This is a genomic window from Streptomyces sp. BK239, from assembly GCF_004217285.1.
In the GTDB taxonomy this organism is placed as follows: Bacteria; Actinomycetota; Actinomycetes; order Streptomycetales; family Streptomycetaceae; genus Streptomyces.
Genome location: NZ_SHKS01000003.1, coordinates 353,034 through 379,046, shown reverse-complemented (window position 1 = coordinate 379,046; position 26,013 = coordinate 353,034). Strand labels below are relative to the sequence as shown.

Annotated in this window: 24 protein-coding genes; 13 read left to right on the top strand and 11 right to left on the bottom strand. The window is 73.5% G+C overall.

Annotation, left to right across the window (positions count from 1 at the left end; genetic code table 11):
• Positions 1-31: 31 nt before the first annotated feature.
• Together EV567_RS11720 and EV567_RS11715 are read left to right on the top strand one after the other, a co-directional pair.
• Positions 32-1,471 (top strand): hydrolase, encoded by a 1,440-nt coding sequence (locus tag EV567_RS11720; RefSeq protein WP_130438929.1) that lies wholly within the window; start codon positions 32-34, stop codon positions 1,469-1,471.
• A gap of 121 nt (positions 1,472-1,592) precedes the next feature.
• Positions 1,593-3,017, top strand: coding sequence for a ricin-type beta-trefoil lectin domain protein (locus tag EV567_RS11715; protein WP_130438927.1), 1,425 nt, complete (start codon positions 1,593-1,595; stop codon positions 3,015-3,017).
• An 18-nt stretch (positions 3,018-3,035) separates the two neighbouring features.
• On the opposite strand, the gene EV567_RS11710 is transcribed toward EV567_RS11715, so the two are convergent.
• The 3 genes from EV567_RS11710 to EV567_RS11700 all read right to left on the bottom strand — a co-directional run bounded on the left by EV567_RS11710 (position 3,036) and on the right by EV567_RS11700 (position 6,535).
• Positions 3,036-5,099 (bottom strand): ATP-binding protein, encoded by a 2,064-nt coding sequence (locus EV567_RS11710; RefSeq protein ID WP_130438925.1) that lies wholly within the window; start codon positions 5,097-5,099, stop codon positions 3,036-3,038.
• A complete protein-coding gene (locus tag EV567_RS11705; protein ID WP_130438923.1) occupies positions 5,096-5,758 on the bottom strand; it encodes a DUF4255 domain-containing protein in 663 nt (220 codons plus the stop codon). The genes EV567_RS11710 and EV567_RS11705 overlap by 4 nt, the downstream gene beginning before the upstream one ends.
• Before the next feature lie 156 nt (positions 5,759-5,914).
• Positions 5,915-6,535 carry a response regulator transcription factor gene (locus EV567_RS11700; protein ID WP_130439553.1) on the bottom strand — a complete coding sequence of 207 codons (621 nt, stop codon included), beginning with the start codon at positions 6,533-6,535 and terminating at the stop codon, positions 5,915-5,917.
• A gap of 334 nt (positions 6,536-6,869) precedes the next feature.
• Between EV567_RS11700 and EV567_RS27815 the strand changes: the two genes are divergently transcribed.
• From EV567_RS27815 to EV567_RS11685, 4 genes are all read left to right on the top strand, one after another.
• On the top strand, positions 6,870-7,007 hold the full coding sequence (locus tag EV567_RS27815) for a hypothetical protein (RefSeq protein WP_165430357.1): 138 nt from the start codon (positions 6,870-6,872) through the stop codon (positions 7,005-7,007).
• Positions 7,004-9,874 carry an AAA family ATPase gene (locus EV567_RS11695; RefSeq protein WP_130438921.1) on the top strand — a complete coding sequence of 957 codons (2,871 nt, stop codon included), beginning with the start codon at positions 7,004-7,006 and terminating at the stop codon, positions 9,872-9,874. Before EV567_RS27815 ends, EV567_RS11695 begins: the two co-directional genes overlap by 4 nt.
• Before the next feature lie 128 nt (positions 9,875-10,002).
• Positions 10,003-11,478 (top strand): FAD-binding protein, encoded by a 1,476-nt coding sequence (locus EV567_RS11690; protein ID WP_130438919.1) that lies wholly within the window; start codon positions 10,003-10,005, stop codon positions 11,476-11,478.
• Between the two features lie 69 nt (positions 11,479-11,547).
• Complete coding sequence (locus EV567_RS11685) at positions 11,548-11,919, top strand: DUF952 domain-containing protein (protein ID WP_130438917.1); 372 nt, start codon at positions 11,548-11,550, stop codon at positions 11,917-11,919.
• Positions 11,920-11,940: 21 nt separating this feature from the next.
• Here EV567_RS11685 and EV567_RS11680 read toward each other — a convergent pair whose 3' ends face one another.
• Both EV567_RS11680 and EV567_RS11675 read right to left on the bottom strand, forming a co-directional pair.
• A complete protein-coding gene (locus EV567_RS11680) occupies positions 11,941-12,306 on the bottom strand; it encodes an antibiotic biosynthesis monooxygenase (protein ID WP_130438915.1) in 366 nt (121 codons plus the stop codon).
• Positions 12,307-12,351: 45 nt separating this feature from the next.
• Positions 12,352-13,632, bottom strand: a complete 1,281-nt coding sequence (locus EV567_RS11675; protein ID WP_130438913.1) for a hypothetical protein — start codon at positions 13,630-13,632, stop codon at positions 12,352-12,354.
• Positions 13,633-13,798: 166 nt separating this feature from the next.
• Between EV567_RS11675 and EV567_RS11670 the strand changes: the two genes are divergently transcribed.
• Positions 13,799-14,383, top strand: a complete 585-nt coding sequence (locus tag EV567_RS11670) for a TIGR03086 family metal-binding protein (RefSeq protein WP_130438911.1) — start codon at positions 13,799-13,801, stop codon at positions 14,381-14,383.
• A 21-nt stretch (positions 14,384-14,404) separates the two neighbouring features.
• Here the strand turns inward: EV567_RS11670 and EV567_RS11665 are convergent, their stop codons facing one another.
• Complete coding sequence (locus tag EV567_RS11665) at positions 14,405-14,962, bottom strand: tellurite resistance TerB family protein (protein ID WP_207228741.1); 558 nt, start codon at positions 14,960-14,962, stop codon at positions 14,405-14,407.
• Positions 14,963-15,095: 133 nt separating this feature from the next.
• Entirely contained in the window at positions 15,096-15,284 is a 189-nt protein-coding gene (locus EV567_RS11660; protein ID WP_130438909.1) for a hypothetical protein, read from the bottom strand.
• Positions 15,285-15,423: 139 nt separating this feature from the next.
• Here EV567_RS11660 and EV567_RS11655 point away from each other — a divergent pair, with 139 nt between their 5' ends.
• Positions 15,424-16,563 (top strand): glutathione-independent formaldehyde dehydrogenase, encoded by a 1,140-nt coding sequence (locus EV567_RS11655; RefSeq protein ID WP_130438907.1) that lies wholly within the window; start codon positions 15,424-15,426, stop codon positions 16,561-16,563.
• 147 nt (positions 16,564-16,710) lie between these two features.
• Entirely contained in the window at positions 16,711-17,598 is an 888-nt protein-coding gene (locus EV567_RS11650; RefSeq protein ID WP_130438905.1) for a polysaccharide deacetylase family protein, read from the top strand.
• A gap of 21 nt (positions 17,599-17,619) precedes the next feature.
• Here EV567_RS11650 and EV567_RS11645 read toward each other — a convergent pair whose 3' ends face one another.
• The 4 genes from EV567_RS11645 to EV567_RS11630 form a co-directional block, all read right to left on the bottom strand.
• Entirely contained in the window at positions 17,620-17,940 is a 321-nt protein-coding gene (locus tag EV567_RS11645) for a GYD domain-containing protein (protein ID WP_130438903.1), read from the bottom strand.
• A gap of 86 nt (positions 17,941-18,026) precedes the next feature.
• On the bottom strand, positions 18,027-19,262 hold the full coding sequence (locus tag EV567_RS11640; RefSeq protein ID WP_130438901.1) for a serine hydrolase: 1,236 nt from the start codon (positions 19,260-19,262) through the stop codon (positions 18,027-18,029).
• Between the two features lie 95 nt (positions 19,263-19,357).
• A complete protein-coding gene (locus EV567_RS11635; RefSeq protein ID WP_130438899.1) occupies positions 19,358-20,068 on the bottom strand; it encodes a response regulator transcription factor in 711 nt (236 codons plus the stop codon).
• Entirely contained in the window at positions 20,065-21,246 is a 1,182-nt protein-coding gene (locus tag EV567_RS11630; protein WP_130438897.1) for a sensor histidine kinase, read from the bottom strand. The genes EV567_RS11635 and EV567_RS11630 overlap by 4 nt, the downstream gene beginning before the upstream one ends.
• Positions 21,247-21,520: 274 nt before the next feature.
• Between EV567_RS11630 and EV567_RS11625 the strand changes: the two genes are divergently transcribed.
• From EV567_RS11625 to EV567_RS11610, 4 genes are all read left to right on the top strand, one after another.
• Positions 21,521-22,852 (top strand): phosphatase PAP2 family protein, encoded by a 1,332-nt coding sequence (locus EV567_RS11625; RefSeq protein ID WP_242620792.1) that lies wholly within the window; start codon positions 21,521-21,523, stop codon positions 22,850-22,852.
• 33 nt (positions 22,853-22,885) lie between these two features.
• A complete protein-coding gene (locus tag EV567_RS11620; protein WP_130438895.1) occupies positions 22,886-23,797 on the top strand; it encodes a LysR family transcriptional regulator in 912 nt (303 codons plus the stop codon).
• A gap of 153 nt (positions 23,798-23,950) precedes the next feature.
• Positions 23,951-25,126, top strand: coding sequence for a CaiB/BaiF CoA-transferase family protein (locus tag EV567_RS11615; protein WP_130438893.1), 1,176 nt, complete (start codon positions 23,951-23,953; stop codon positions 25,124-25,126).
• Between the two features lie 92 nt (positions 25,127-25,218).
• Complete coding sequence (locus EV567_RS11610; protein WP_130438891.1) at positions 25,219-26,013, top strand: crotonase/enoyl-CoA hydratase family protein; 795 nt, start codon at positions 25,219-25,221, stop codon at positions 26,011-26,013.

Below are 26,013 nucleotides of genomic sequence, written 5' to 3'. Positions count from 1 at the left end.
CCCCCGGCGGGCCGGACGTAGCCTCGCCGGGGTGACCCTGTGGACCTCTCTCGAACCCGCCTCCGTCACCGTCGACCCCGGCAGCCGGGCGACCGTGCGGCTGCGGGTGCGCAACACCGGTGACGTCGTCGACGAGTACCGCTTCGAGCCCGTCGGCCCCACCGCGCCCTGGACCACGGTGGAGCCGCCCACGCTGCGGCTCTACCCGGGTACGACGGGCACGGTCGAGCTGACCTTCGCCCCGCCGCGCACCCCGGACGCGACGGCCGGCCCGAACCCGTACGCGGTGCGGATCACGCCGACCGAGCATCCGGACGCGGTCACCGTCCCGGAGGGGAACCTCACGGTCACGGCGTTCACGGAGGTGCGGGCCGAGCTGGTCCCGCCGACGGTCAAGGGCCGTTTCCGCGGCCGGCCCCGGATCGCCGTCGACAACGTCGGCAACACCCGCGTCACCGCCTCGCTCAGCGGCGGTGACACCGGTGACCGGCTGTCGTACGAGCTGAAGCCGTCGAACGTGCAGATCGAGCCGGGCCGGGCGGCGTTCGTCGACGCGACGCTGCGGCCCCGCGACATCATCTGGTTCGGGTCCAAGGAGGAGCACCCCTACTCGGTGGCGGTACGGCGTTCCGGCGCCGAACCCCTACCGGTGGACGGCACGTTCGTGCAGCGCGGGTTCCTGCCGCGCTGGCTGGCGACCGCGCTGAGCTTCTCCCTCGCGCTGGCGATCGCGTTCGTGATGATCTGGATCGCCTACAAGCCGCAGGTGCGCAGCCTCGCCGAGGAGCGGCTCGCGGAGGCCGGGGTCAGCACCCTCCCGCCGCCCAGCCCGAGCCTCAGCGCCGCGCCGAGCGCGCCCCCGTCGGCGGCCGTCCCGGTGCCCGCGGCGAAACCCGAGGCTCCGGCCACCGCCGACGCCGGCGGCACGGGCGGTTCCGGTGGCGGCGGCGAGAGCGGCGGCGGGGGCGCGAGCGAGGCGCCGAAACCGAAGCCGAAGCCCAAGCCGGAGACCGCCGCCACCGCCGTCAAGCAGCTCGCCGCCCGCAGCGAGGGCCGCCACATCTGCTACCGCGCCTACGTGGCCGACCGGGGCTGGCAGAAGCCGGTGTGCGACGGCTCCGAGGCCGGCACGACCGGCAAGGGCCTGCCCATCAAGGCGCTGAACATCGCGGTGGCCGGCACCGGCGGCGTCAGCGGCAACGGCGCGCACGTCGTCGAGGACTGGCTGACCGGCGACAAGTGGTCGAGCGCGGCCGACGGCAAGGACATGTACATCGGCAGCAGCAAGGAAGCCGTCTCGCCGCTCCAGGGCTTCACCATCAAGGTCAACGACGGTTCCGTGTGCCAGAACGCGAACGTCAAGGGCAAGGGCTGGATGGGCCTCGGCTGCACCAAGCCGGGCGACTGGCGGTACGGCGGCAGCAACATGGACGAGGGGCTCCAGCTGGAGGCCGTCGAGTTCACGGTCTGAAAACCCCGAAGTCCGCTGCCGCAGTGGGGACTTCGGGGGCAGGGCAGGTCGTCCCCTTCGGGCAGCGGTCCTGCCCCGCCGCTTCCTGACGGGCCGCCGCCCTCACCCATAGCGTCGACAGGTGACTCTGTGGACCTCCCTGGAACCGGCGGCGGCGACCGTGGACCCCGGCGGCAGCACGACCGTCCGCCTGCGGGTGCGCAACACCGGTGACGTCGTCGACGAGTACCGCTTCGAGCCGGTGGGCAGCGTGGCGCCCTGGACCACGGTGGAACCGCCCACGCTGCGGCTCTACCCGGGTACGACGGGCACCGTCGAGCTGACCTTCGCCCCGCCCCGCACGCCGGACGCGGCGGCGGGCCCCAGCCCCTACGCGGTGCGCATCACCCCCACGGAGCACCCGGACGCGGTCACCGTCCCCGAGGGCAACCTGACGATCACCCCGTTCACCGAGATGCGGGCCGAGCTGGTCCCGCCCACGGTGAAGGGCCGTTTCCGCGGGCGGCCCCGGCTCGCCGTCGACAACCTCGGCAACACCCGGCTGACCGCCTCCGTCGCCGGCTCCGACAACGGCGACTCCCTGTCGTACGAGATCCGGCCGGGCAACGTGCAGATCGAGCCGGGGCGGGCCGCGTTCGTCGACGCGACGCTGCGGCCCCGGCAGATCATCTGGTTCGGGTCCAAGGAGCAGCGGCCGTACGCGCTCACCGTTCAGCGTTCGGGTGCGCAGCCCCTCGTCCTGGACGGGACGTTCGTGCAGCGCGGGTTCCTGCCGCGATGGCTGGCGACCGCGTTCAGCGTCGGTCTGGCGCTGGCGCTCGCGTTCGTCATGATCTGGCTGACGTACAAGCCGTCCGTCACCAGCCGCGCCACCGAGAAGCTCGCCGAGGCCGGCAGCACCGCGCTGCCCAGCCCCGTCGCCTCCGCGCCGGCCGCGCCGAAGGCCGACGCCTCCGCCGCGCCGCTGCCCGTGCCCGAGGCGCCGTCCGCGCCCCCGCAGACCCAGGACCCCGGCTCCGGCACGACCGGCGCGGCGGGCGCGGCGGGGTCGCAGCCGGACTCGTCGGGTTCGGGATCGTCGGGCTCCGGGGGCGGGAAGCCGAACACCGGCTCGACGCCGAAGGCGAACCCGAAGCCGGCCCCGAAGCCGGTCCCCGGGCAGCTGATCATCGGGCAGGCCTCCGGGCGGTGCGTCGACGTGACCGGCGCGGCGGACGGCAAGGGCAAGGACGGCACCCCGCTCCAGCTGTGGGAGTGCGCCGGGACCGCCAACCAGAAGTGGGTGTTCCACGGCGACGGCACCGTCCGCACGCTCGGCATGTGCATGGACGTCGCCTGGGGCTCGCGGGACGACGGGGCCGTGATCCAGCTCGTCCGGTGCAGCGGCAACCCGGCGCAGCAGTTCGTGCTGAGCACCCGGGGCGACCTGGTGAACCCGCAGGCCGACAAGTGCGTCGACGTCAAGGACAACGGCACCGGCGACGGCGCCCGGCTCCAGCTGTGGACGTGCGCGGGCACACCGAACCAGAAGTGGCGCGTGCAGTAGGCCGCTCGGCTAGGTGCGCTACCAGCCGGCCTCGCCCGGCACCAGGCGGCCCGCCTTGCGGTACTCGCGGCGGGCCCCCTCCAGCAGGTCCCCGTCGCCGACCGGTTCGCCCCGGCCGGCGGCGAGGTAGGCGGCGGTGACGACCGCGCTGCGGATGGAGCCGCCGGCCAGCTCGAACTGCGCGGCGAGCGGGGCGGGGTCGACGCCGTCGGCGCACGGCACGTGGGACAGCCCGTGCCGCCACAGCGCGAGCCGCTGCCCGGCGTCGGGGAACGGGAAGTCGACGACGAGGTCCAGCCGGCGGGTGAACGCCTCGTCGATGTTGGCGCGCAGGTTGGTGGTGAGCAGCGCGATCCCGTCGAAGGACTCCAGCCGCTGGAGCAGGTAGGCGCTCTCCATGTTGGCGTACCGGTCGTGCGCGTCCTTGACCTCCGACCGCTTGCCGAAGACCGCGTCGGCCTCGTCGAAGAGGAGCACGGCGTCGGTGCGGTCGGCCTCGGTGAAGATGCGCTCCAGGTTCTTCTCGGTCTCGCCGACGTACTTGTCCACGACCGACGACAGCTGCACCACGTACAGGTCGAGGCCGAGTTCGGCGGCCACGACCTCCGCGGACAGGGTCTTGCCGGTGCCGGACTCGCCGGCGAACAGCCCGAGCACGCCCCGGCCCCGTCCGCCGCCAGCGCTGAGCCGCCAGTCGCCGAGGACGCGGTCGCGGTGGCGGGCGCGCAGGGCGAGCTCCCGCAGCTGGGTCAGCGGCCGCTCGGGCAGGACGAGGTCCTGCCACCCGACCGCGGGCCGGATCCGGCGCGCGTGCCGTTCCAGCCCGGACGCGGACTGCTGACGTGCGGCGAGCCGGATGTGCGCCGCGGTGAGCGGGCCCCCCTCGAACGCGGCGAGCCCCTGTGCGGCGTGTGCGGCCCGGGCGATCCGCTCCCCGCCGAGCCGGTACGGCGCGACGGCGGCGGCCAGGTCGAAAGCACCGGCGGGGCCGTTGTCGCCCGCGGGACTGCTGACGCCGGCGGGACCGCTGCCGTCGCCGGTCTCCGTCTTCCGCGTCGCCGCCGCCTCCAGTGCCGCCGACCACGCCGCCGTTCCGCCGGTGCGGCGACGGGGGGCGTCCAGGGTCAGCGGGTCGTGGGGGGACCAGTGCGGGTCGTAGGGGCGGGGGTCCGTCAGGAGGACGGTGACGTCGGTCGCCGCGGTGAGCGTCGTGACCAGCGGGCCGGGGCGTTCGGGCAGGCCGGACAGGACGAGGGCCAGGCCGCCGAGGCGGGCCTCCCGCAGCAGTTCGGGCACCCGGTCCTCGGGCCCGGTGAACCGCAGCGCGCGCACGCCCGCCGCCTCCAGGGCGGCCGCGATCGAGGCCACCCCGTCGCCTTCGCGGTGTTCGCGCAGGTAGGCGGTGAGGGGGCCGTTCCTCAGCAGGGCGGCGAGGCGGACGGTGAAGTGCTCGTCGTCGGCGGGGAGCGGCTCCGGCAGGGGGTGCAGATGGCCGTGCAGGGCGGCGTCCGGGGTGCCGTCGCCGAGCAGATGGCCGAGCACCCGGTCGGGGACGCGCAACGAGCGGGAGAGGAAGGGCCGTTCCGGCTCCTCCAGGTCCAGCAGACCGAGCGCGCGCAGCGGTGCGCCGGCGTGGAGGCGGGCCCGGGCGGCGGCGAGATGCGCGGGCACGCCGCACAGGTCGAGGGCCAGCCCGGTCGTGGCCCGGCGCCGGCTGACGTCGTCGTTGAGGTAGCCGTAGAGCGGCTCGAAGCGGCGGTCCAGATCGGGGGCGAGGGCGACGAGCAGGATCGCGGTGTCGAGGTCGGTGAGGGAGAGGCGGGCGGCGAGGGCGGTGAGGGGATCGGGACCGGGGGCGCCGAGCGGGGAGTCGGGCGCGTCCGGGGCCGCCGTCGTCGCCGGGGCGGTCAGCAGGTGCCGTACCGCCTCCTCCGACAGGTAGAGGCCGCGCAGGGGGTCGTCGGCCGTCGGGTCGCCGGCGGCGCGGCGGTCGACCAGGGCGGCGACGTGCTCGCGCAGCCGGGCGAGACGGGCGAGGAGGGGGCTGACCTCGGCGGGGGCCTCGGTGCGCAGGTCGGTCATCGGGGGTTCCGGGTCTCGCGGGCGGCGCGGGCCGCCGCCACCTGATGGGGACGGTGGACGCGCTCACCGGACTCCGGCGGCTCGCCGTCCATGCCGCGCAGGCGCACCGCCGCGCCCTCGGTGACGGGCGGCCCGGCGTCGTACTCGGGGTAGGCCGGGAACGGCGCGGTGACCACCAGGTCGAGGGACGGTTTGAGCTCGCCGCCGAGCGCCGACCAGATCTCGGCGAGGGAACGCGACTCGGTGTGCAGACCGGCCACGGTCAACGGCACGGCGAGCCCCAAAGCGCCCAGGGCGCCCGGGAGTTCCTCGGCGGGCAGCAGTTCACGCGGGATGAGCGTGGCCAGCACCGCCGACAGCAGACGGTGTTCGTCCTGCGGGGTCTTCGTCCACGCCGTCACCAGGTACGACAGCCGGAACCAGCGCGGGGGTTGGCGGCGGCGTACGACGAAGTCCCGCTCGTCGCGTACCGGCATCTGCCCGCGCTGCCGCCGGGCCACGTCCTCACGGATGTCGTACAAGTAGGCGTTGACGACAGGGGCGTTGCGGCGGGCGGCCCAGTCGCGGGTGGGCGCCTCGAAGGAGACCTCGATGCCCGAGCCGGTCAACGCGCCGCCGCCGAGCAGCCCTTTGAGGACCTCGTCCACCTCGTGGATCACGTCGTGCTCCTCAACTGCACTGCTGCCGCCGGTCGTTCACGGGCGTCCCGCCCTGTCGTCGATCGTCCCCCGAACGCCGCGGGGGCCGCACGCGCGGCGGGGTCGGCGGACGGGCAGGTGTGCTGCCCGCGTGTTCGCCTTCGATTGCCCGTTCGGTCAGATGTAGCCTTCCCGAAGGGCATATGCCACAGCGTGCGCCCGGTTGCGCAGATGCAGGCGCGTCGTGAGTCCGTGCATCACGTTCTTGACGGTTCGTTCGGAGTAGGACAGCTTGCTGGCGATCTCCCCGGTGTCGAGGCCCTCGGCGACCAGCCGCAGGACGTCCACCTCCCGTGGCGCGAGCCCCAGTGAGGGGGTGCCCGCGCGGCTCGCCGCACCCCGGTGCAGGGTGCCCACCTGGCTGATCAGCCGGCCCAGCAGGTCGGCCGGCAGGTCGCCGTCACCGCGTGCGGCGGCCTGGACCGCCGCCACCAGCCGGTGCGCGGTCGCCTCACGCCGCCAGACGATGGCGCCGACGCCGCATTCGATGACGTCCAGCAGTTCGTTCTCGCGGATCGTGCCGACGACGAGGACGGCCCGGCCGCCCTCGCTGCGCACGATCCTGCGCAGCCGGGCGAGGGCGGCCTCGTCGAGGGCGTCCTCGACCAGCAGGGCGACCGTGTCGACGCCGCTCTCCTCGCGGATCTCTATCTCCGGTCGGGCGCGGAGCTGGCTGACGGCGCCCTCATGGCTGATGGGGTCGCAGGCCTGCACGACGACGGGCGTGCGGCGCGGTATCCGTACGGCGACGGAGTCCCCGGCGCGGTCCTGCGTTCTCGGCGTGGGCCGGTCGGGCGTCCTCGCCGTCGGGTGGTCTGGCGTCCGGGGCGCGCTGAGCAACCGAATCCCCCCTGTTCACGGACCCGCCGACCGGCGCGGGACCGGTGACGGGAGATCGTGCCCCACATTTCTGCGCGGGGCGCGGCGGCGCAATCGTGGAGCACCACGAGGCGGACCACGAGAGGAACGCCGGTACCGCCACCACGAGAAGCGTCCCGCGTGGGGATCAGTGCAGGTCAGGGGCCGTTTGTCGGTGTACCGGCGGTTCTCGGGGGCGGGTCCGCGTCCCGCCGTGAGCCTCGCCACAACCGCCGTCCGCGCCGCCCCCGGCCGCGACCCCGCACACGTCACCGACGTCTACCACGCCGTACGCGTCACCACCACCGTCCGCGAGTACACGAGTCACCACGAGCACAGGAGGCAGGGATGACCGCACCGTTGCCCGAGCGCGAGGAGGCGCACACGCTGCTCGTGGCCGAGACGGAACGCGCCCTCGCGGGCGCCGGCCGGCTGGTCCTGTTGCGCGGAGCCACCGGGACCGGACGCTCCGCCGTGCTGGAGGCGGCCGCGGCGCACGCGGCCGGGCGCGGTCTGCGGGTGCTGCGGGCCCGCTGCTCCCCCGAGGACACCGGGGTGCCGTTCTCGGCGGTGCTCCATCTTCTCGGTCCCGTGCCGGAGTTCGCGGACGTGGCGCCCGGTCCCGACGACCGGGGCAGCGCGGCGCGGCTGTGGCGGGTGCTGCGCTCGTACGCGGCGCGGTCGCCGCTGCTGGTGGCGGTGGACGACGTCCACCTCGCCGACGCGGCGTCACGCCGCTGGCTGGTGGAGGCGGCCCGGCGCATCGACCGATTACCGGTGCTGGTGGTGGCCACCGAGCGCAGCCAGTACGACATCGGCCCGCAGCCCAGCGGTCTGACCCACGCGCTCTCCCCCTCCCTCGTCCGCACCCACACGCTCGCGCCGCTCTCCGACACCGCGTCGGCGGAACTGGTCGCGGCCGCCGTCCCGTCGGCGCCGGCGGAATGGACGGCGGACTGCGTGCGCGCCGGCGCGGGCAGCCCGCTGCTCCTGCGCGCCCTCCTGGAGGACCTGCACGGCGCCCCGCCCCCGGCCCCGGTGCCGGACACCTGCGCGGCCCTGTACCCGGGGGCCTACCCGGCGGCGGTGAACTGGTGGCTGGACAACGCGGGCCCGGACACGACGAACCTGGCCCGAACCCTGGCAACCCTGCAACCACCGCGCGCGGCGCAGGCCGGGACGGAGGCGTCAGTGCCCTGCGGGGCGGCCTGGGCTGAGCCGGCGGCATCCGAGGGGTGGCGGTCCGGTGCGGGCCGGGTCGTGGCCCTTGTCCCTCCGCCGGAGGCGTTCGTCGGGTTGCTCGCCGATGCCACCGGGTGTGATCCCGCGCGGGTGGCCGGGTGGCTCACGGCGATGGTGCGGCTGGGGATGCTGCGGCCGGGCGGGGAGGGGGACGGGCGGCCGCGGTACGCGCATCCGCTGCTGAGGGACGCCGTCCTCGCCGGCTGGTCCACCGCACGCCGGCAGGAGGCCCACCGGGCGGTCGCCGAGGCGATGCTGCGGCGGGGCGACCGGGTGGAGGAGGTCGCCCGGCAACTGCTGCACAGCGGCCCGGTCGGCCTGCCGTGGGCGCTGCGCGTCCTGCGCGACGCCGTCACCGTCGCCGAGCGCGAGGCCCGCCCCGGCGACGCCGTCGTCTACCTCCGCCGGGCGCTGCGGGAACCGCTCGCCGACGACCTGAGGCAGCGCCTGCTGACCGAGCTCGGCTCGCTGGAGTACGCCTCGGCCGACGCCCCCGCCGGCATCCCCCGCCTCGCCGAGGCGCTGACCCTGACCGCCGAGCCCCGCGACCAGGTCCGTACCGCGATGGCGCTCGGCACCGCCCTCGCGGGCCACGGCGAGGTCCGCACGGCGATGGAGGTCATGCGCCGGCTGGAGACGCGGCTGACCGACCACCCCGAGCTGGCCGGCACCGCGCGGACTGCCTCCGCGCTGCTGTCGGACCAGGACCAGACGGTCCGCCGGGAGGCGTACCGCCGGCTGACGGACATCGCGGAACGCTCCCCGGAGCTGGCCGGCGCCACCGGCCAGGCCCTGCTGGTCCGCTACGAGGCCACCGCGGGCGCGGTCTCCGCACGGACGGCGATGAACCGGCTGCGCGCGCTGCTCACCGAACCCGCCGACCCCCTCGCCGAACCCTTCCTGCTGGGCACCGCCGCCGCGGTCGCCCAGTGGGCCGACGAACTCGACGAGGCGGAACGGCTGGTCGAACGTGGCCTGGCCGGCCAGCGCGCGTCCCTGCTCCACCCGATGCACCGGGCCCTGCACGACGTCACCCTGGACATCGCGGCGGCCAGGGGCGAGTACGGCCGTCTCCTGCCCCCGCGCCCCGGCCCGCCGGCCGGGGAGACCGCACGGCACGCCCCCGCTCCCGCCAACGCGGACGCACACGCTCTCCTCGCCCTCGTGGAGACCGGCCGCACCCGACAGGCGCGCCGGCTCGCCGACGGCTTCGACCTGCGCCAGGCGCCCGACTCCTGGGAGCTGAACCGCTTCCTCTACGCCCGCGGTGTCCTGCGCCTCACCGAGGGCGACGTCGCCGGCGCCCTGCACGACTTCCTGGAGTGCGGCCGCCGCCAGTCGGCCCGCACGGTGCTCAGCCCGGTCGTCACCCCGTGGCGCTCGGCGGCCGCCGTGTGCCGGCTGGCCCTGGGCGACCGGCGGGAGGCTCTCGCCCTCGCGCAGGAGGAACTGCGGCTGGCCCGCGTGTGGGACACCCCCCGCACCACCGGCCGCGCCCTGCGGGTCGTGGCCGGGGTGACCGGCGGACGGCGCGGTGCGGAACTGGCCGACGACGCGGTCGGCGTCCTGCGCGACACCCCGGCCGCCGCCGAACTGACCGCCGCCCTCCTCACCCAGGGCCGGCTGCTCACCACCGCCGGGGACCGCTCCCGGGGGCGGGACGTCCTGCGCGAGGCCGCCGAACACGCCGAACGGCTGGGCGCCGTACGCCTGCGCACCCGTGCGGAGGAAGCCCTCCGCGCCGGAGGCGCCCGCCGCACCGCCGCCGCCCGCACCGGCTCCGGCGCCCTCACCGAGAGCGAACGCCGTGTCGCCGAACTGGCCGCGGGCGGCCGCACCAACACGGAGATAGCCGACCTCCTCCACATCGCCCGCCGCACCGTGGAGACCCACCTGACCAGCACCTACCGAAAGCTCGCCATCCGCCGCCGCACCGAGCTCCCCACCGCCCTGAAGGAGGAGGACCCGAGCGGCTGAGTCCACGGGGCGTGGCGTGAAACAGTGCCGCGGATGGCCGGACCGCACCGCATTCGAAAGGCTCAACTGCCTTACGCTGGCGCAGATTTGATCATTCCTCCCGCACCGCTCGAAAGGTGGTATCGCGCATGCCCCGCACACCGTCCAGACGCAACGTCCTGCGTGGACTCACGGTCGCCGGCACAGCCGCGGTGGTCGGCTTCGACACCGTCTCCCGCAGCTGGGCCACCGACGGCACGACGTCCGTCGCGCTGACCGGCATACCCGCGCTGGACGGCACACTCCTCACCGACGCCGCATCCCTCTCCGCCGCCGCCGACGACTTCGGCCACATCGTGCACCGCGGCCCCCGCGCCGTGCTGCGCCCCGGCTCCGTGCGCGACGTCGTCAGCATGGTCCGCTTCTGCAACACCCACTGCCTCCCCGTCGCCCCCCGCGGCCAGGGACACGCGCCGTTCGGCCAGGCCCAGGCGGAAGGCGGCCTGGTCATCGAGACCACGCCCCTCGCGAGCATCGGCCCCGTCGGCCCCGACAGCACCACCGTCACCGTCGGCGCGGGCGCCCGGTGGAGCGAGGTCGCCCGGGCCACCCTCGCCCACGGCCTCACCCCGCCGGTCTTCACCGACTACCTCGAACTGTCCGTCGGCGGCACCCTCTCCGTCGGCGGCCTCGGCGGCCAGGCCCACCGCCACGGCGCGCAGGTCGACAACGTCACCGAACTCCGCGTCGTCACCGGCGCCGGCGAACTCGTCCGCTGCTCGCCCACCCGCCGCGCCGACCTCTTCCACGCCGTCCTCGCCGGCCTCGGCCAGTGCGCGGTCATCGTCGAGGCCACCCTGCGCCTCGTCCCCGCCCCAGAGACCGTGCGCCACTACCACCTGCCGTACACCGACCTGGAGACCTTCCTCGACGACCAGCGTCTCCTCATCGAGGAGGCCCGCTTCGACTACGTCGACGGTCAGGTCTCCGCGGACGCCGACGGCGCGTTCCGCGTCTACACCCTGGAGGCGGTCGCCTACGGTGCGCCCGTCGGCCCCGCCCCGGACGACGCGGCCCTCCTGCGCGGCCTGCGCCACGACGCCGCCCGGCTCCGATACGAGGACAAGCCCTACTTCGACTTCCTCAACCGGCTCGCCCCCTGGGCCGCCGCGCTGAAGGCCGCCGGCGTCTGGAACTTCGCCCACCCCTGGCTCAACCTCATGGTTCCCGGCACCCGAGCGGCCTCCCTCGCCGCGCCGCTCCTGGAGGACCTCACCCCGGAAACCCTCGGCCCCGGCGGCGTCGTCCTCTTCTACCCCCTGCTCCGCGACCGCCTCACCACCCCCCTGCTGCGCGCCTCAGACGAGCCGACGTCGTACCTCTTCGACATCCTGCGGGCCGTCCCGCCGGGCGACAGCGCCGCCGTCGACGGCGCCCTGGCCGGCAACCGCGCCGCCTACGAGTCCGTCGCCGCCGCCGGCGGCACGCAGTACCCCGTCGGCAGCATCCCGTTCACCCCCGCGGACTGGCGCGCCCACTTCGGCCCCGCCTGGCCCGCGCTGAAGGCGGCCAAGCGCACGTACGACCCCCGGGGCATCCTCGTGCCCGGCCAGCACGTCTTCTGACGTCCCCGGAACCGGCCGAGCGGTCAGGCCACGGTCCCCCCCGCCTGACCGCTCCCGGATAATCGGACGATGATCTACCACGTCATGACGAAGGACGAGAAGGACGCCTGGGACGCGGACCCCGGCCGGCCGTACGCCCCCGCCTCCCTCGCGGCGGACGGTTTCGTGCACTGCTCGCCGGACGAGCGGACCACGCTCGCCGTCGTGAACGCGTTCTACCGGACCCCGGACAGGCCGCTGCTGGCGCTGCTGCTGGACGAGGAGCGGCTCGGCGCGCGGTGCGAGTGGGAGGCGGCGGCGCCCGCCCCGCCGCCCGGGGTGGCCGAGGACGTCCTGTTCCCGCACGTCTTCGGCCCGCTCGAGCGGGAGGCCGTCGTCAGCGTCCTCGAGGTGGTGTGGGACGAGGAGGGGCGGGCGACCGCTCTGGCCCCGACCGGCTGACCGGCCCCTCCTCGGACGGTGTCAGTCCTGCCTGGGGCCGGTCTGCTGGACCACCTCGAAGGACCACAGCGTCGCACCCGTCGCCGCGGGCTTCGGCCGCTCACCGCCCTCGGCGGCGTGCCCCTGAGCCGAGCCTGCCCCGGCGGAGCCGGACGCGCCGGCGTGGGCCGCCATGCCGCGGCCCGACATCCACGCCTGGAAGTCCTCCTCGCTGCGCCAGCGCGTGTACACGAGGTAGGTGTCGGTGCCCTCGACGGGGCGGAGCAGCTCGAACCACTCGAAGCCGTCCGAGCCCTCCACGGCGCCGGCGCGGGCCGCGAACCGCTTCTCCAGCGTCTCGCGCTGCTCCTCCGGGACCGTGAGTACGTTGATCTTGACGATGCTCATGGGCCCATTGTCGCCCCCGTGGGCGGCCGGGAGCGGCCCGGCGGGCTAGGAGCCGTCCGCCCGCACCGCGTACACGTACCGCGTGCCGTCGTACTCGCTGAGGTTCCAGATCACGGACTCGGGGAACGCCCAGCCGGACGCCGAACTGCTGTGGAAGCTCAGGTCCTCGCAGCCGATGGCCAGGTCGCAGACGGTGGTGGCGGTGCCGGCGCCGGAGGTGAAGGTGCGCAGGGCGCCCTTGCGGGTGCGGCCGTCGCTCACCGAGAGGTAGTGCTTGCTGTTGCGGGAGACGACGCCCTGGATCGACTTCTGGCTGACGCTGACGGCCTCGGACGCGGTCAGGGACGACGGCTGCCGGGTCGTGTAGTCGAGGTTCCAGCGGACCACCTTCGGCGCGGTGACGCTGCCCTTGCCGGTGCCGATGTAGCCCTTCTCGTCGTAGTCGACGATGCCGGCCTCCGAGTACTCGCTGATCACGAAGCTGTCGGGGCTGCTCGCCCGGTCGAGGCCGATCGCCGAGTAGCGCAGGTAGGTGCCGGCGTTGTCGTAGGCGTGGCTCTGCGGCAGGACGTACTGGTAGCTGTAGCCGTAGTACTTGCCGTCGGTGTGCAGTCCGCACACGTCGGCCTCGGCGGTGTCGACCTTGAAGAAGTTCCGCAGGTCGAACACCCGCAGCCCCTTGTACGTGTCGACGACGTACAGCAGGTCCCCGTACCAGAGGATGCCGCCGGCGTGCCGCTGCACGGGACTGAAGGAGTAGGCGCCGGAGCTGGTCTTGACCGGTTCGACCAGCAGGACGTGCCGGTAGGTGGGCGCGGCGGCGTTGCTGTAGTCGACGAAGCTCAGCCGGATGCCCTTGTCGAGCGGGTACTCCGGCTCGGGGTCGGTGTCGGTGTTGGTCTGGAAGTACCAGGAGACGATCAGGGCCTTGTTGTTCCCGTTCGCCGGGTAGAGGCCGTTGCCGTAGGCGTCGGCGCTGGTGGTGACGCCCTGCGGGATCCAGTAGTCGACCCCGTTGTCGCCGCTCTCCCAGGCGAAGCCGGTCTGGAACGCCTCGACGGTGCCCGGGGCGGAGGTCAGGCGCTGGGCGTTGCGGTTGGTGTCGGCGAGGACGGTGGCCGCGTCCACCTTGGGCAGGACGGCGGCCAGACCGGCCGTCAGGTCGGCGAACTCGCCGTGGCTGTTGCGGGACCGGCTGGTCAGACGGAACTGTCCGGCGTCTACGGTCGCCGCGTGTGCGGTGGCCGGCGCCAGCACGCCGGCGCCGGCCGCGATCAGCGGTGCGGCGGCCATGCTCTTCAGGATTGCCCTGCGGGTCGTGGTCATGACGCGCAAAAGTAGGCGCATTCGATCAAGCGGCACAAGCGGGCTCCGGCGGTCGCCTTTCTTCAAGACGCCCTCCGGCGGGCCGTTTTACGCTGATGACCTCACGGAACGTCAGGATGAACCGCGCGCGCAACCGGCGCGGCGGCGCGGAAGCGGAGGGTCTCGCATGCAGCCCGCAGACGTCATGGCCCGGGCCTCGGACACGGCCGTCGCCGTCGTGCGGGCCATCACGCCGCAGGACCTGGACCGGCCCACGCCGTGCCCCGAGCTGACCGTCCGCGGTGTGGTGAACCACCTCGTCCTTTGGACCGGCGTGCGGGGACGCGCCTGCGCCCTCAAGCAGCCCCCGGAGGAGGTGGCCGACGGCCACGACTTCACCGGCGACGCGGACTGGGCGCGGCTCTACGCCCTGCGCTCGGCGGAGACGGCCGCCGCCTGGGGCGACCCGGCGGCCTGGGAGGGCGAGACGTCCCTCACCGGCGCCGGGAGCATGCCGGCGCCGTTCGTCGGCGGCATCGTCCTGTGCGAGTGGGTGCTGCACGCCTGGGATCTCGCCGTGGCGACCGGCCGGGAGCTGACCGTGGACGGCGATCTCGCCGCGGCCGTGTACGCGGACGTGGCGGGCCGGGCCGGGATCGCGCGCCGGTACGGCGCCTTCGGCCCCGAGGTGCCCGTGCCCGTCACCGCGCCCCTGTTCGCCCGCACGCTGGGCCTGTCGGGCCGCGACCCGTCATGGAAACGGCCCGCCTGACGGGGTCCGACCCCCGCCGCCCTAGAGCCCGAACTCCTGCGCGGACAGCCCGAGCACCTGGCACGCCTCCCGCAGGACCTGCTCCTCCGCCGGTGCCACGTACCCGTCGGCGCCCGCGACGACGAAGCCGGTCTGGACGACCGCTCTGGCCTCCGTCGGCTTCTTGGCGGCCTTGGCGATCTCCTGGAGCGCCTCGGCCTTGCCCTGCGGGAAGTCGAAGGCCAGCTGGTCGACGTGCTTGTTGAACCGCTGGCGCAGCTGCTCGGACGGGAAGTTCTGCAGGACGTCGTTGTGCAGGATCAGCGACTCCACGTGCTGCCGCTCGGCCGGGTCGACATGCCCGTCGGCCGCCGCGACCAGGGCGCACATGGCCATGCTCGCGTCCCTGTAGGCGCCGCTCTTCAGCTCGGTCTTGAGCGAGGTGAGCTGCGACTTGAGCGCGCTGACCAGCTGGGCGCGCGAGCCCGACCCGCCCGGGGAGCCCGCACCGGGCCGGCCGTGCCCGCCGGCGCCCCGCGCGCCCTGCGCCTGCTGCTGCAACCCCTTGGCCTGGTCCTTGATCCGATCCCACATCGCCACGCGTGCCACCTCGGCTTCAGCCCATGTCGTTCCGGTCGTCCGCGCGCCTCGCACGCGTCGTTCCGTCAACGGCCGGCCACGGCGCGGAGTTCCACAGGAGCCCCACAGGCACCCGGACGGGGGCGGGCGGGCCTCAGATCCGGGGTGCTTCGTCGGGGTGGGTGTCCGCGAACTCCCACCAGGCGAGCGGCAGCCAGTCGCCGTCCACGAAGCCGTCGACGGACGATCCGGTGCCGCGTATGGACACCTTGGTCCCCTCGGGATAGCTGGTGCCGGACAGCCCGCACACCGGGACGAGCAGCACGCCGAGACGTCGGGTCACGTTCCTGGTCCTCTCCACACTGGGTTCGGGCAAAGCCGAACGAACGATCCCCCTGGATGCAAATCATCCCAGCATGGACGAGTCTGGAATATGAGGAATCGCACACAGGGGCAGTCGAGCTGAGTGGAGGTGCTCGACGATGAGGGCTGTCGTGTACAAGGGACCGTTCGAAGTAGCGGTCGAGCAAGTGGAGGATCCCCGGATCCAGCACCCGAACGACGTGACGGTACGGGTCACGTCATCCGCCATCTGCGGCTCCGACCTGCACATGTACGAGGGTCGCACCGCCGCCGAGCCTGGCATCGTGTTCGGCCACGAGAACCTCGGCGTCGTCGAGGAGACCGGCGAGGGCGTCACGACGCTCAGCCGCGGCGACCGGGTCGTGATGCCGTTCAACGTGGCCTGCGGCTTCTGCAAGAACTGCAGCGCGGGGTTCACCGGCTTCTGTCTGACCGTGAACCCGGGCTTCGCGGGCGGGGCCTACGGCTATGTGGCGATGGGCCCCTATGTCGGCGGCCAGGCGGAGTACGTCCGCGTGCCCTACGCCGACTTCAACTGCCTGAAGCTCCCCGAGGGCACCGACAACGAGTCCGACTTCATCCTGCTCGCCGACATCTTCCCGACCGGCTATCACGGCAACGAGCTGGCCGACGTCCGTCCCGGCGAGAGCGTCGCCGTCTACGGCGGCGGCCCGGTCGGGCTGATGGCCGCGTACTCGGCGATGCTGCGCGGCGCGAGCAAGGTGTTCGTGGTCGACCGGGTGACCGAGCGGTTGCAGAAGGCCGAGGAGATCGGCGCCGTGCCGATCGACTTCAGCAAGGGCAACCCGGTGGAGCAGATCAAGGAGCACACCGGGGGCGAGGGCGCCGACAAGGGCATCGACGCCGTCGGCTACCAGGCGCAGGCCCGCGGCGAGGATCGTGAGGAGCCGGCGACGGTGCTGAACTCGCTGGTCGATTCGGTCCGGCCGACGGGAGCCCTGGGCGTGCCCGGGCTGTACGTCCCGCGTGACCCGGGAGGCCCGGACGAGAACTCCAAGCAGGGCATGCTGATGGTGTCCATCGGCCGCCTCTTCGAGAAGGGGCTGAGGATGGGCACGGGGCAGTGCAACGTCAAGCGCTACAACCGTCAGCTCCGCGACATGATCATCGAGGGCAGGGCGCGGCCGAGCTTCGTCGTGTCGCACGAACTGCCTCTCGAAGAGGCGCCGTCGGCGTACGAGAAGTTCGACAAGCGCATCGAGGGCTACACCAAGGTCGTCCTGCACCCGCACGCGTAGAGCACATGCGCCCGCACGCGTGAGTCGTCTCGAATCCCCAGGTCGGTGACCTGGGGATTCGTCGTGTGATCGCGCCCACCGGGGGCAGCGGAACCCTGGACACCTGTTCGTCGTCAACCAGTGCGAACGGGTTGCGGTGCGGACGACATGGGGTGGGGCTCGGTGGACAGGCGGATCAGGGGGGCGGCGCTGGCCTGCCTCCTCCTCGCGACGGGCGTGACGACGGGCTGCACGACCGAGTCCTCCGCGAAGAGCTCGAAGTCCCCGTCCCCCACCGGGTCACGCGCCTCCGGGGCGCCCTCGGGGAGCGCGGGGAGCGCCGGGGGCGGCTCCGGCGGGCGGGCCGGCGTCGAGGCCGCCTACCGCAAGTGGGGCCTCAAGCCGCTCGCGGCTCCGCCCGCCCCGCCCGCGGTCAAGCCGAGCCCGTCGTCGAAGGCCGGGCCCGGCGTGCCGGTGGTCAGCGAGATACCCACCGACCAGAAGATCGTCTTCCTCACCATCGACGACGGGGCCGAGAAGGACCCGGAGTTCGTGACGATGATGCGGGAACTGAAGATCCCCTTCACGATGTTCCTCACGGACTCCGCCATCCGCGGCGACTACGACTACTTCAAGCCGCTCCAGGAGTTCGGCGAGGGGGTCCAGAACCACACGCTGACCCACCCGAATCTGCGCGCGCTGGGGGCGGCGGCGCAGAAGCGGGAGATCTGCGGACAGCAGGACAGGCTGAAGGAGCGGTACGGCACCGCGCCGCGGCTGTTCCGCCCGCCGTACGGCAACTGGAACGAGGACACGCGGGTCGCGGCGGGGTCGTGCGGCGTCGAGGCGATCGTCCTGTGGCGGGAGTCGATGCAGATCAAGAACATGCAGTACCAGCGGGGGGACAAGAAGCTGCACCCCGGCGACATCATCCTGGCCCACTTCCGGGGACCGTCCGACCTCAAGGGGACGACGATGACGGAGATGACGGCGAACCTGCTGCGGCACATCCAGGAGCAGGGGTTCACGGTCGCCCGGCTGGAGGACTACCTGTAAGGCCCCCCCGTGCGGGGTTTCTCAGACGCCCGGCGGCCGGAAGGAGACCTGACGGCGGGCGGCCTCGTCGATCTCGTCGACCGTGAGCAGCGGGGTGGCCCGGGTGCGCAGGCCGCCGCTGGCCTTCACGGCGAGGCTGACGGCGGCCATCGAGACCGGGTCGGGGAAGTCCACGAGGAGGATCACGTCGTCCTCCCCGAAGGCGAAGTACATGGCCTCGACGCTCCCGCCGAGGCCGGAGACGACCTGCTCGACGGCGGCACGGCGACCGCTCCCGCCCTCGCCGAGCAGCCCCTGGGCGCCCTCGGAGGTGTAGGTCGCCTGGATGAGAAACCTCGGCATCGTGGGACGCTCCCGCCGTCGCTGGTCCGGTGTGCACCATGCCCTTCCCACCGCGAGGCGGTGCCTTACGCCTGGCCGTCCGGGATTCACTCCTTGGAGGGCTTCCCGTACACCGCCACCATGATGTTCAGCGCCACCGGGTTGGTGTCCCTGCCCTTGGCGTCGGTGGAGTTGACGCTGTAGACGAGGGTGCGCGAGCCGCCCCGGGTGGAGGCGATGGCCGCGTTGTAGCCCCAGCGGCCGCCCGTCTTGCCCCACACCTCGCGGCCGCCCAGCTTCTTCATCGACAGGCCGACGGCGTACGCGGCCGGGGCGCCGCTCCCGAGGTCGGTCACCTTCGGCAGGGTGAACATCTCCTCCAGCAGCGGGCCGCGCACGACGCGTCCGCAGAACAGGGCGCGGGTGAACCGCTCCAGGTCGGCCGTGGTCGAGACGATGTCCCCGGCCGCCCAGCCGTCCGTCGTCCCCCACACGGACACGTCGCGCAGGCCCTTCGTCCCGTCGTCCAGCGTCATCGTCTGGTAGCCGTGGTTGTGCGGGCCGGCGATGTGCGGGTCGCTCCCCGGGAAGTAGGTGTCGCGCAGTCCGAGCGGCTTCAGGATCCGGCGGGCGACCTGGTGCTCGTAGGTGTCGCCCGTGACCTTCTCGATCAGCAGGCCGGCGACGGTGTAGCCGATGTTGAGATAGTGCTGCCGCTCGCCCGGCGCGAACTCGGGCTTCTTCGAGGTGGCCGAGCGGACCATGTCCTCGGGGTCGTGGATCCGGAAGCGGTCCGCGTACCACTCCTCGACCGTCGTCCCCGGGAAGTCGGCGGCCGGGATGCCGTGCGTGTGGTTGAGCAACTGCCGTACGGTGACGCCCCCGTACGAGGCGGGGATCAGCTCCGGCAGGTAGGAGCGGGCGCTGCGGTCCAGGTCGAGCCGGCCCTCGGAGGCCAGTTGCAGCGCGACCGCCGCCGTGAACACCTTGGTCACCGAGCCGGCGCGGAAGCGGGCCGCCGGGTCGGCCGGGCGGCCGCTCTCCAGGTCGTGCACGCCGGAACTGCCCCGCCAGACGCCCTCGGTCCCCCCGACGCGCACCAGCGCGGCCGTCGCGTCCGCCGACGGCAGGCCGGCGAGGGCCTTGTCCAGCGCGGGGATCGCGGACTGCGCCGAAAGGGCGGGGGAGGGCGGGGCCGGCGGGGCGGCCGCGACGGCGGGGCCCGTCACCGCGCCCAGGACGAGCGTGGCGGCGAGCAGGGCGAGGGCGCCACCGCGTGCGCGCCTGTTCCTCGCCGTGCTCGCGTACCCGGCCGGGGGCTGGTTCTTGCGCGTGCTCCGCATGGTCAACTCCGTGGATGTGAGCCGTTGTCGGTGATGGCTCCATCCTTGTGACCGGCGGCGTCCGGCGGACCGCCCGCGCGGGCGGTCCTGGGGGCTCAGTCCCTCGCCGACGCGGGGGATGCCCCGGGCCGGTGCGCTCCCCCTGGCGGGGGATCGCCGGCCGCCACCAGGCCCGTCTCGTACGCGCAGATCACGGCCTGGATCCGGTCCCGCAGTCCCAGCTTGGAGAGCACGTTGCCCACGTGCGTCTTGACCGTGTGGTCGCTGACGACCAGCTCGGCGGCGATCTCCGCGTTCGACAGCCCCCGGGCGAGCAGCAGCAGCGTCTCCCGCTCCCGGCCGGTCAGCGCGTCCAGGCGGGCATCGGGACGCCGGGGCCGGACGGCGGGCCGGGTGTACTGCTCCACCAGCCGCCGGGCGACGGACGGCGCGAGCAGGGATTCGCCCCGCGCGACCACCCGTACCGCGTGGACGAGGTCGTCGCGGCGGACGTCCTTCAGCAGGAGGCCGCTCGCGCCCGCGTGCAGCGCCTCGTAGACGTACTCGTCGGAGTCGAAGGTCGTCAGCATCACCGTGCGGCAGTCGCCTGCCGCGCTGATCGTGCGGCAGGCCTCGATGCCGTCCACGCGGGGCATCCGGATGTCGAGCAGCGCCACGTCCGGCCGGTGCCGCCGCACCGCCTCGACCGCCTCGGCCCCGTCGCCCGCCTCCGCGACCACCTCGATGTCGGCCTGGACGTCCAGGATCATCGCGAAGCCGCTGCGCACCAGCTCCTGATCGTCGGCGACCACCACACGGATCGTCACCGGACCACCTCCGCCGCCGCACCCGCGGCGGCCGGCGACGGGATGCGGACCCGTACCGTGAAGCCGCGTCCGTCCGGGCCCCGTCCGGTGACCGCCGTGCCGCCGTGCACCGCCGCGCGCTCGCGGATGCCGGCCAGCCCGTGGCCGCCGCCCCCGCGCCCGGAGGCGGACTGCGGACCCCGCCCGTCGTCCGTCACCTCGATGGACACGTCGCTCTCCCCGTAGTCGAGATGTACGGACGCGATGCCGGCGTCCGCGTGCTTGACGGTGTTCGTCAGCGCCTCCTGGACGATCCGGAAGACGGTCGCCCCGGTCGTGTCCGGCAGCGGCCGGACGTGCCCGGACGTCCGGTACCGGACGTCGAGGCCGCCGGCCCGCACCCGGCCGAGGAGGCCGGGCAGGTCGGCGAGGCCCGGCTGCGGCTCGCGCGGCGCGTCCCCCGTGTCGTCGGGCGTGTCACCCTCCCGCAACACCCCCAGCATCCGGCGCAGTTGGGTCATGGCGTCCCGGCCCGTCTCGGAGATCGCGTCGAAGGCGGCCTCCGCCCGCTCCGGCGCCGTGCGCACCGCGACCGGCCCGGCCTCCGCCTGCACGATCATCAGGGCGACCGCGTGGGAGAGGATGTCGTGCATCTCCCGCGCGATCCGCGCCCGTTCGCGCGCGGCGGCCTGCTCCGCCTCCACCCGGTGCGCCCGCCGGCGGGTGTCGGTCAGCCGGCCGAAGACGTAGGCGGCCGCGAACACGAAGACGGAGAAGGTCAGTTCACGAGCCGACCGGGTGTTGAGCCACACACCCACGGGCACGGCGACCATGAGCAGCAGCCCGGTCACCAGCCGCCTTCGTGGCGGCGACAGCTCGGCGACCGTGTAGACGATCACGAGCCCGGTGTACGGCAGCGGCTGCCCGGGCCCGTCCAGGGTCAGCCGGTACAGGACGTTGGTCGCCAGGATCGCCAGCAGCACGCCGACCGGGGCGCGCCGCCGCCAGACGAGGGGGATGACGGTGAGGGTGGTCAGCCCGTAGGCGGGCCAGGTCGCCGGTGCGAACTCGGGCGGGCGCGGCACCACGAACGGCATCGTCATCGCCGCCTGCACCAGCAGCGTGATCCCGATGTCCACCAGCAGCGGATGGGCCGCCCCCAGCGTCCGTCCCCGCTCCCACCACTCCCGCGCGATCATCCGCCCCCCGGCCCGCGTCCCGTTCCGGCCCGAGCCGGAAGCACGAAGCCACACGGTAACGGCCCGGTCTCCCGGGCGGCGACGGAGCAACCTTTCGGGGCTTCTCCTCGTCTATGACGTGGCTGCCGGACGGACGACCCCGACGGCGGCGCGCGGCGTCCCACCTCGGGACTTCGGACTTCCCCTACCGGCTGAGTGATTGATATCCATGACATCGCGGTCATCTGCGCGAAGAGAAGACAGACTCCCGACCCCGGTGCGCAGCCGGTCGCGGATGATCCTGTGGGCCGCGGCCGGCGCGCTGGTCCTCGGCTTCCAGATCGCGATGGAGCTCGCCGCGCACCGGTACGGCCTTCCGGGTCCGCTCACCAACCAGGCCCGGGAGGTGCTGGCCGCCCCCAAGTCGGGATACCTGCTCTACGCGAGCCTGGTGCTGACGATGGTGGTGCTCACCTGGCGGCAGCGGTTCATCGCCACGGGCCTCGCCTTCGGCATCGACATCGCGTTCGTGCTGGTGCGGTGGGCGCTGGGCATCGAGGTGACGGAGGGCGACCCCTTCGGCAACGGCGCGCTGTGGGTGGTCCTCGGCTGCGGGGTCGTCGCCGTCACCCGCCGTACCGGAGCGGAACGCGTCCTGCTGCTGAAGGGCGTGGGACTGGGTCTGCTGCTGGTGGCCGGCCGCAAGACCGGCGACCTGTGGCTGCTGCTCACCGCCGAGACCCGGCACACGGTGCTCGACCAGTACGTGGCGACCGCCGACCACGCGCTGGGCAACCCCTCCTGGGTCATCGGGCGGATCGTCTACTCCACCGGTCCGGCGGGCTACCGGTTCCTGGAGTTCGTCTACGGCCAACTCGCCGTGGCAGCGGTCCTCTTCGCGCTGTACCGGCTGCGTCACGTGGCGGTCGAGCGACGCTTCCCCCGCCATCACCTCGTGCGCACCTTCCTGGTGATCGGCCTGCTCGGCCCCGCCATCTACATGATCTTCCCGGTGGTCGGGCCGATCTACGCCTACGGCGGCGGCAGCGAGAACTGGGCCTCGCCCGACCACTGGTCGCAGTCGCCGTCCGTGGTCCACTGGGCGGTGGCCGACTGGTGGCCGGAGACCCCGCCGCCGGTCGGCGTCCCGGAGCCGATGCCCTACGACAGCGTCACCGCGCGCAACTGCATGCCCAGCCTGCACACGGCATGGTCCGTCGCGATCTTCGTCCACTCCCGGAAGGCGCCCCGGCCTATCCGGTACGCGGGCGCGTTCTGGCTGGTCGCCACGCTCACCGCGACGGTGGGCTTCGGCTACCACTACGGCGTGGACCTGGTCGCCGGCGTGGTGTTCGCGCTGACCATCGAGGCGGCGCTGCGCTCGCAGGCGTACGGCTGGAACCGGGCGGGCCTGCTGGTGGTCGCCCACGGCGCGGCCGTCTTCGCCGCCCTGCTGTCGTCGTACCGCTGGCTGCCGGTGGAGATGGCCGAACACGCCTGGGTGGCGGGCCCGCTCCTGCTCCTGGCGACGGCGTCGGTGGTCTACGGCTACGTCCGCGCGTTCGGCCGCCGGGAGCCCTCGGCCGTGCCCGCCCCGCGAGCGGAGCCACAGCCCGAACCGGCGTGAACGCGCCGCCGCAAGGGCTCTAAGGTTGACGGCGTGGAGCTCCTGCACCTGCGCTACTTCGTCGCCGTTGCCCAAGAACTCAACTTCTCCACCGCGGCCCGCAAGCTGCACATGGCGGCGTCCCCGCTGAGCCGGAGAATCAAGGACCTGGAGCAGGAGCTCGGGCACCGGCTGTTCGACCGCGACACGCACCATGTGAAGCTCACCCCGGCCGGCAGCGCGCTGCTGCCGATCGCGCGGGGCGTTCTGGAGCAGGTCGACTCCGTGCGGTGGCGGCTGGACGAGGCGGTGCGGCCCCGTCGGACCACCGTGCTGCTCGGGGTGCCCAGCGGCATCCACCCCGACCTCAGGGAGCGGACGGACGCGCTGGCGGAACGGGTCGGCGAGCGGTTCGAGGTCAAGCGCTGGCCGGGCGGCACCGAGCGGCTGGTCGACGCGGTGTGCGACGGCAGGCTGGCGCTGACCCTGGCCCGCCTCCCGGTCGCCGGCGACCCGGCCCTGGAGCAGCTGCCGGTGATGTCGGAGCGGCTCGGCGCGGTGGTGCCGAGGGACCGGTTCGAGGGGCGGGAGTCGGTCGGCCTGGCGGAGCTGTCCGGGCTCGCCTACGCGGGCTCGCCCTCGGCGGTGACCAACGCGTACTTCCGCGGACTGGACCAGCAGCTGCACGAGCTGGGCATCAGGAAACGCATCGAGCTGGGCAGCGCCACTTTCGACGGAGTGTCCGAAATAGTGTCCGGCGGTCTGGCCTTCTCCATTTCGATGCTCGATTCCCGAAGCCCCATGCACAATCACCTTCTCGGCAATGTCGCCGTGCTTCCCTTCTCCGATTTCCACCCGCGTCTGGAGACCGGTCTGCTGTGGCGCAAGGACCGAGCCGATGGCGGTGACCTGGAAGAACTCATCGCCGCCGCCCGCGAGGTCTTCGCCCGCCCGCTCCACGCATAAACTCCACAAACGCTTCACAGGGCGGTATGACCACTGCGGTCATACCGCTTCTTCTTGTTCGGTCATTCCGATTCGTTCCGTTCCGCATAACGCCTTGCTAACTTAGTTGGCAGATACACGCATATGGCGAAGCGAGAAACGGAAGGGATCGCGATGACGGACATCAAGCAGACCGCGGACACCGTGGCCGGCCCCCTGGAGGGCGTGCGGGTCATCGACCTGTCGACCGTGGTCATGGGCCCCTACGCCGCCCAGATCCTCGGCGACCTGGGCGCCGACGTGATCAAGATCGAGTCGCCCGCCGACACCGTCCGCGTGGGCCACTACCGCGCCACGCCGGGCATGACCCCGCTGAACCTCAACGTCAACCGCAACAAGCGCAGCGTCGCCCTCAACCTCAAGGACGACACCGAGCGCGAGCGGGCGCTGGAGCTGATCGACGCCGCCGACGTCCTGATCACCAACATGCGCCCCGGCGCCCTCGCCCGGCTGGGCCTGTCCTACGAGTCGATCGCGGCCCGCAACCCGGGGCTCGTCTACGCGCACGCCCAGGGCTTCCGCAGCGACTCCGACCGGGCCGGCAACGCCGCCTACGACGAGAGCGTGCAGGCCGCGTCCGGCCTCGTCGACATCGCCGACCGGGCGCTGGGCGAGCCGGTCTACCTGCCGACCATCATCGGCGACAAGGTCTCCTCCCTGACCATCGCCTACAGCGTGCTCGCCGCGCTGCTGCACCGCGACCGCACCGGCAAGGGCCAGCTCGTGGAGATCCCGATGACGGACACCATGATCGCCTTCAACCTGGTCGAGCACCTCGCGGGCCACACCCACGTTCCCGAGTCCGGCCCCACCGGCTTCGCGCTGTCGATGCTCAAGGGCCACAAGGCGGTCCGCACCAAGGACGGCCTGGCCTGCGTCATCCCCTACAACCCGCGGAACTACCGGGACTTCTTCACCGCCGCCGGGCACCCGGAGCTCGCCGAGGACCCGCGCGTCAACGGGGACGCCATCGACAGCGCCGACCACGAGGACCTGGCCGCCCTGGTCGACGCCTGCGCCCCGACTCTCACCACCGAGGAGTGGGCGGAGGTGTGCGCCAAGCACAGCATCCCGATGGCCCCGGTGCTGGAACTCGACCGCGCCCACGAGGACCCCTACGTCCAGGACGGCCACCTGCTCGACACCGTCGAGCACCCCACCGAGGGCGCGGTCCGCACCGTCGGCATCCCGGTGCGCTTCTCCGCCACCCCCGGCTCGATCCGCCGCCTCGCCCCGGTCGCCGGCCAGGACACCGAGGCCGTACTCGCCGAGCTCGCCGCCGGCCGCTGAGCGGCGCCGGCACCCCCCACCCCGCCCGGGGAGCGGCCGTACCCCGCGGGCACGCCGCACTCCCCGACGGGCCGTCACAGGAGAACCCCAGCATGAGCACCCCCACCCCTCCCGCCGACCCGAGCGCCCCCGTCGTGCGCACCGAACGCGTCGGCTCCGCCCTCCTGATCACCCTCGACCGCCCCGAGGCCCGCAACGCCGTGAACGCGGCCGTGGCCACCGCCCTGGCCGCCGCACTCGACGAGCTGGAGGCCGACCCCGAGCTGCGGGTCGGCGTCCTGACCGGCGAGGGCGGCACGTTCAGCGCCGGCATGGACCTCAAGGCCGCCCTGCGCGGCGAGTCCCCGGAGATCGAGGGCCGCGGCTTCGGCGGCCTCACCGAGGCCGAGCCGGCCAAGCCCCTCATCGCCGCCGTCGAGGGCTACGCGATGGGCGGCGGCTTCGAACTCGCCCTCGCCTGCGACCTGATCGTCGCCGCCGAGGACGCCCGCTTCGGCCTCCCCGAGGTCAAGCGCGGACTGATCGCCGCGGGCGGCGGCGTGATCCGGCTGCCCAAGCGCGTCCCGCACCACCTCGCCATGGAGTTCCTGCTCACCGGCGACCCCGTCGACGGCCGCCGGGCCGGCGAACTGGGCCTGGCCAACCGGGTCACGGCCACCGGCGGGGCCGTCGCCGAGGCGCTCCGGCTGGCCGAACGGCTCGCGGACAACGCCCCGCTGGCGCTGGCGGCCGTCAAGCGCGTCGTCCGCGCCGCCGACGGCGCCCCCGACGCCGACGCCTTCGCCTTCCAGCGCGAGGAGATGCGCGCCCTGATGGCCTCCGCCGACGTCCGCGAGGGCATGACCGCCTTCGCCGAGCGCCGCCCCGCGCGGTGGACGGGGAAGTGA